The organism is Enterobacter sp. PGRG2 (assembly GCF_030291195.1).
GTDB lineage: Bacteria > Pseudomonadota > Gammaproteobacteria > Enterobacterales > Enterobacteriaceae > Enterobacter_D.
In genome coordinates, this window is record NZ_CP127837.1 from 726,747 (window position 1) to 732,726 (window position 5,980).

Annotated in this window: 4 protein-coding genes; all 4 read right to left on the reverse strand. The window is 47.3% G+C overall.

The window, feature by feature from the left end:
* Positions 1–51: 51 nt before the first annotated feature.
* Positions 52–525, reverse strand: coding sequence for a bacterioferritin (bfr, locus tag QRD42_RS03195; protein ID WP_321988166.1), 474 nt, complete (start codon positions 523–525; stop codon positions 52–54).
* A gap of 114 nt (positions 526–639) precedes the next feature.
* Positions 640–2,925: a glycoside hydrolase family 18 protein gene (locus QRD42_RS03200; protein ID WP_321988167.1), complete on the reverse strand. Its 2,286-nt coding sequence runs from the start codon at positions 2,923–2,925 to the stop codon at positions 640–642.
* Between the two features lie 462 nt (positions 2,926–3,387).
* Complete coding sequence (gene bfd, locus QRD42_RS03205) at positions 3,388–3,582, reverse strand: bacterioferritin-associated ferredoxin (protein WP_072571590.1); 195 nt, start codon at positions 3,580–3,582, stop codon at positions 3,388–3,390.
* Positions 3,583–3,722: 140 nt separating this feature from the next.
* Positions 3,723–5,980: glycoside hydrolase family 18 protein (locus tag QRD42_RS03210; RefSeq protein WP_321988168.1), on the reverse strand; the 2,258-nt coding region annotated here is incomplete at its 5' end.

Sequence of the window (5,980 nt, forward strand, 5' to 3'; positions counted from 1 at the left end):
GGAGATTTACTGAAGCAGAGCGGCGAGCTGTCGCCGCTCTGTAGATAATGCTTACTCTTCGCGGATCTGGGCCTGCAGGTAATTCTGAATGCCCATTTTCTGGATCAAATCCAGTTCCGTTTCCAGCCAGTCAATATGACCTTCTTCATCGGCCAGAATTTCAATCATCATGTCACGGCTGACATAGTCATGAACGCTGTCCGCCCAGGCAATAGCTTCGCGCAGATCCTTCGCCCCATCTAATTCAAGCGCAAGATCGGAACGCAGCATCTCTTCAACATCTTCACCAATGTTGAGTTTGCCCAGGTCCTGGAGATTGGGGATCCCTTCGAGGAATAAAATACGCTCGATATATTTATCGGCGTGTTTCATTTCATCAATGGATTCATGGTATTCGACGTCATTAAGACGTTTGAGGCCCCAGTTTTTAAACATGCGTGCATGTAAGAAATACTGGTTGATTGCGATAAGCTCGTTTCCCAATAATTTATTGAGATAATTTATTATCTTAACATCACCTTTCATTTTATCGTTCCTCCGCTTCCACTACCTACAAGCGTAGTAGAACGTCGAAAAATTGCGCTATGCAAACGGCTGAGCCTGCGGTTAAGCAGGCTCTGGTTGTTAAGACTTATACTCTTATTTTTGCAGCATCTGAGGTGTGACCGTCATGCTTGTCAGCACCTTCAGGCGGGCAGAATCGGGTTGAGAGCCATCTGCAAGCGCAAAGACATATTCATCGCCCGCTTTTGGATTCTCACTGGTAGCGCTTAAGTATCGATTATTGCGCAAGTCCCCTAGCATGGCCGCCGAGGTCCCCGTATTGACTTGATCCATTTTGTAAAACGATCCTACGAAAGTCGATCCCGTCACCTTACCAGTTTGATCTTTATGATCGATATACATGTTGAGATATTGCCGACTATGGACGAGGCTTATGTCAGCGATCACACTATATTCCAGTTTGCCGTTGATATTTTTAATGTAGGTATCAACGATATCGCTGCTCTCCGCTGTATTCAGTTGTTCCTGAGTCACCTCCAGAGAGGCGTAAACATTGCTCGGGTCATTATCATCAACGAGTTTTGCCACTACTCCTGGCTCAGTGAATACCCCTGTATTCAGGCAGAAAACAACCGTATCGCTATCGGGTTTATTCTCACTCTCACAGTAATTCTTACTCCCTTTCACGTTAATGATAGCGACATAGTTACTGTGATCGGTCGGGGTCGGCATCGTGAATCGCAGTTTTTTATTTTCATAAAAATCGCGGCTCATTGTCCATTTGAACCCTGCATCTGCACTGTTTGGAATAACCCGGCCCAACTGAAAATGAGTAATGTTCGGAGCGACGTCCTCCTTAATGACATCGGCGACAATGTTGCCCAGCTCGTGCGTTTCAGTATCGCCGCTCAGATCCCAGACGATAGCGCCACCAAATTGCTGCTGCTTGATGTAATTAACTTTCTCGCGCACTGATTGCGGATCGTCATAGGTAAAAAACTCTTTGGTTTTGCTGCTATACAGATAAGGCACCATCGCTTCCGGATCCCAGTAACGCGTATAATCGCCGCTGGCTAACATCTCTTTCAGGCGATACCAGGGGTTAGTACCCGTAAACTGACCATCATCATCCCACGCGCCATGAACAGTCGCGGTACCCGGTGCAAACAGACCCGGCAGGCCTTTCACTATTTCGGTCGGCTCCACGTTGCCCCAGCCGCGTCCATACCAGGGGATACCCATCATCAGTTTATTCTTTGGCACTTGCCAGGTAGTGGCATATTCCGTCATTGCAGACGCGGTATTGAATTTCTGATCTTCATCTTTGCTGTTGGCATGAAGCGGCGCGTTATGACCGGTGATCGGATCGAATGAGCCGTGGAAGTCATAGGCCATAACGTTGACAGAATCGAGCAGCGCCGTGTTTTCCGCCAGATTGATATACTGCATCTTACTGTGGCTGGCGGTAACAGCTGCGGAAAGCTGATAATATTTATCATCTTTAATGCCCTGATCGTCGAGTTTGCTGCGCAACGACTTAATCAGTTTAGTAAACTGGCTTTTATCCGCTTCGGTATCCGGATATTCCCAGTCAACATCCACCCCGTCAAAGCCCCAGGTCAGCATATAATTGACAATGCTATTAGCCAGCTTCTCGACACCAGCATCCGTGGCGGTCGCGGTTTCAAATTCTCCTTCCAGCGAGTTATTCCAGCCCCCGACAGAAATAATATTGGTGACGCCTGCGGCTTCGGTACGCTTATCCAGATCTCTCATCAGACCGGGACCTTGCTCAGTATCATGGGTGATGACTTCACCATTTTTCACAATACCAAAGCCGTAATTCAGGTGGGTGATCTTACTGTAATCAATTTTGTCCGGCGTAAAATTACGGTGCGCGTCATAGACACCCCATTCCGGGAAATAGCCGTAAATTTTACGTTGTCCGGCAACTTTCGCTTTCTGTTCGTTTTGGAAATCAATCGCCGCCTGACCGGTATAAGGCGTAAAGCCGAATATACCCAGCGTTTGGATATTTATCTCAGTACCTCTCTCCCAGACGCTGTCAACACCCGGATATTCACCAGGATTTACCCACCACTTACTGGTCCAGTAGTGGTTGTCATAGCGAACAACTGTTCCGGTCGTCGGGTAAGACTGGCTCGGATCGTATATTGGCGTCTCAATGACCTTATCGTCTTTTACCGCGACGGTAACGGTCACATTGCCCGGAAAGTTATCTTGATTTTCATTCTGGTAAGCAATCCAGGTGGCGCCGTTGTCTTTCGAAAGCATCTGACTGGCATCCAGGCCTGTGATGGTATTAGTCTGATCGTTAGCGATTAATGTTGCAGCCGATGCTGCAAATGGGAAACCCACTGTTGCAAGCAACAGTGCGCCCATAATTTTATTAAGGTGCATAATAAGTTCCTTTAATATTGTTGTCCGTTCTGTCGATTCATTGAAAACAGTGATAGTGATATACAGAGTCAGACGCAATGAAGTAGTGCCAGCAGTTACACTTTTCACTATCAGCAACGTTATAGCACTCCCGAAGCAACGGGCCTACAAAATAGGCCTGCAATACCAGCAAATAGGAAATTAGCCCGGAATTTATTCTTAAAAACAATAAAAAGCATTATTCAGCAAGAAATGACATATAATTTATTTTTCGGATGAAATATTAACGAAATGGGAAATTATATAAATTAAGCAACAAAAAGAATTTTTAATTTACTAAATGTAATGTCCAAATAAGTTATTTCTTATTAGAACGGTAATACGATTGCAGGGGATAAGAGAAAGGCTAAACAGAGGGACATAGCACGACGCTGTCTGCAGACGGTAATTTGCAACAGGCAGCTTCGCAGTAGTGACAGGAACTCAGGCGATTTCTTTAAACTCAGGTTGCTTCATCAGCTCATCTTCCATGATTTCACGCGCCGCACGTACACACTTCCCGCACTGGTTGCCAACCGGGATAAACTTCCTCAACTGCTGAAATGACTGAGGACTAAACTGGCGTACTGCCTGGCGGATCTTCTTATCGCTCACGCCATTACACAGACAAATGTACATATGCACTCCCGTTCAAAATCTATCCAGATTGTAAATGAGAATGGTTATGATTTCAATGCCAGAAAAGAGGGTGGTATGGAACAGGGCACAACGTAAAAAAGCCGCCTGCAAGCAGGCGGCATAACATTTTATACAAGCTGTTATTTCAGCATATCGGCAGTAACGACAATTTTTGCAATGGTCGCCGGATTCGGGGAGGTACGCTCAACCACCACAGTTTCGCCTACGGAGATATCCCGCTCATCTGATTTCACAACCATAGTGTCGCCCTTATCACTGACGGAACTGTAAAAACAGGAACCATTGTCGCAACTGAAAATGTAATTCCCTTTTTTCTTGTCATCATCGATAACTTTCGCAATATAAGATGAGCCGTCGGCACTCTTCAGCTTATCTTTTGCAAACTCGACAAGAACGTAGGGAATATTATTTTCCTGGATAACTTTCAAGGATTTAACGTCGCCGTCGTTAACAACCGGATTATTTCCTTGCAGCATATCTTCGGTAACGATCAGCTCGCCGATGACGGCTGGGTTAGGCTGAGTACGTTTAACGGTGATTTTGGCCCCGGGGTGCAGGATATAAGCCGCATTACCTGTGCGTAAAGACACCTCTTTACCGTAGTTGTAGCGATATGAGTAGTAAGCTGTTGCCCCTTCCGTGGAGAAGAGATACTGCCCGTCAACTTCCACACGGTAGGCATTACCAGGAGACAACTTAGACGCATCGAGGTTGATAACGACACGCTGTTGATTATCAAACAGGGTGACAAACAACCCTTTCAGATCCGGATCACGCGCAGGCGTCGTGATGATCTCTTTCACAATGTTGCCCAGTTCATGCTCCGGCGTATCGCCGCTCAGATCCCAGACAATAGCGCCGCCGTAGCCTTCCTGATTGATGTAATCAACTTTTTCCCGGATTGACTGCGGATCGTCGTAAGTCAAAAACTCTTTAGTTGCACTATTGTACAAATAAGGCACTCGCGATTCAGGATCCCAATAACGGGTATACTGACCGTTATTCACCAGACCTTTCAGGTAATACCATGGGTTGGTACCAGTGTACTGTCCGTTGTCATCCCACTGGCCATGTATAGTAGCCGTGCCCGGCGCAAACAACCCTGGCAGCCCTTTCACGATTTCGGTGGGTTCTACATTGCCCCAGCCGCGACCATACCAGGCCAGTCCCATCATCAGCTTAGATTTCGGTACCTTCCAGGTGGTGCTGTAAGCCGCCATCGCCGACGCTGAGTTAAATTCCAGATCGGCATCTTTGCTGTTGGCGAACAACGGTGAGTTGTGGCCAGTGATCGGATCAAATGCGCCATGGAAGTCGTAAGACATGACGTTAACGGAATCAAGCAGCGGTACCGTCTCAGCTGGGTTGATATACTGGATCTTATTGTGGTTTGCCGTGACCGCGGCAGAAAGCTGATAGTAGCGATCTTCTTTCACACCCTCGGCGTCCAGTTTAGTGCGCAGGGACTTAATCAGCCTGGTGAACTGGGTTTTTTCGGCGTCGGTATCCGGGTATTCCCAGTCAATATCAACGCCGTCAAAACCCCAGGTCATCATGTAAGATACGATGCTGTTGGCCAGCGTCTCGATACCTGCGTCAGTCGCCGTTGCCGCTTCAAACTGGCCCTCTTCAGAATTGTTCCAGCCGCCCACAGAGAGAATATTGGTTACGCCCGCCAGCTCTGTACGCTGATCCAGTTCGCGCATCAGGCCTGGCCCTTTTTCGGTGTCGTGTGTCACGACAACGCCCTGCTTAACCACCGCAAAGCCGTAATTCAGGTGCGTAATGCCAGTGTAATCAATTTTGTCCGGCGTAAAGTTCTTATGCGCGTCATAAACGCCCCACTCCGGGAAGTATCCATAGACTTTACGTTGTGCAGCAACTTTTCCTTTTTGCTCATTTTGAAAATCTACGGCAGCCTGGCCGGTATAAGGCGTAAAAGTAAAGGTTGCCAGGGTGTTAATTTTCACTTCCTTACCCTTCAGCCATACACTATTACTGCCAGGCATCTCACCTGGATTTACCCACCACTGGCTGCTCCAGTAATAACCGTTGTAACGCACCACGGTGCCAGGGGTCGGGTAAGACTGGGACGGGTCGTAAGCCTGCGACTTAATTGCCATATCGTCTTTTACTGCAACGATGACCACGACATTACCCGGGAAGTTATTCTGATTCTCGGTGCTGTACGCCAGCCAGGTATTCCCATTGTCCTTAGATAACATCTGGCTGGCGTCAAGCCCGCTAATAGTATTCGTTTGATCGTTAGCGGTTAGTGTACCCGCGGATGCGCCAAAAGGGGTACACGCCAGCGCCATTAATAGCGCCAGCGTATGCTTTTTAAAATGCATAATAAAATCCCTCTTAAATATATACA